This window comes from Herbaspirillum sp. CF444, assembly GCF_000282135.1.
Lineage (GTDB): Bacteria > Pseudomonadota > Gammaproteobacteria > Burkholderiales > Burkholderiaceae_D > Herbaspirillum.
This window is the reverse complement of the sequence record NZ_AKJW01000106.1, coordinates 1-683: the sequence shown is the minus strand read 5'-3', so window position 1 is coordinate 683 and position 683 is coordinate 1. Positions and strand designations below refer to the sequence as shown.

Sequence of the window (683 nt, the reverse complement as noted above, 5' to 3'; positions counted from 1 at the left end):
TGCTGCATCTGTTGCGACGACATCAGGCCGATGTCGTGGTCCTTCTGGAACTGATTGATGGTCTTGGCCGCGCCCGATTCCGACGGCAGGCTGGAACTGCCGGTGTTGTAGTTCGAGTTGACCGGGTTGATGTTGTAGTTCGGACCGTTGCCAGGCTGATTGCTGCCCGGTGCGATGGTGCCGTCCTTGATGGCGTTGCCGAAGTCGCCCTGGCCCAGTTGGCCGTCATGCTTGCCGTCGGTGGCCGATTCAAGTTTTTTGAACAGCTCGCCGTTGTTGGCCATGAACGCTTGCGCGGCGGCCTGCACTTCCGGCGGCACCTGGATGGTCTTGCCGTTCTTGTCCGTGAAGTAGCCGGTCTCGGCGATCTGTTGCATCTGTTGCGACGACAGCAGGCCGATATCATGGTCCTTCTGGAAATCGTTGATGGTCTTGGCCGCGCTGTATTCGGAAGGCCGGTTCGGCGAAATGTTGCCATTCATGACGGCGTCCATGAAACACCCCTTGGGAACCCCATAGGACACCGGTCCGTTGTTGCTGCTGCTCGGATTGGCCGAGATGGTGCCGTCCTTGATGGCGTTGCCGTAGTCGCCCTGGCCCAGCTGGCCGTCGTGCTTGCCGTCGGTGGCCGATTCCATTTTCTTGAACAGCTCGCCGTTGTTGGCCATGAACGCTTGCGCGGC

The 683-nt window shown here is 60.0% G+C and carries 1 protein-coding gene; it reads right to left on the bottom strand.

The window, feature by feature from the left end; genetic code table 11:
- On the bottom strand, positions 1 to 683 hold a 683-nt coding region (locus tag PMI16_RS22205; RefSeq protein ID WP_007883829.1), incomplete at both ends, for a hypothetical protein.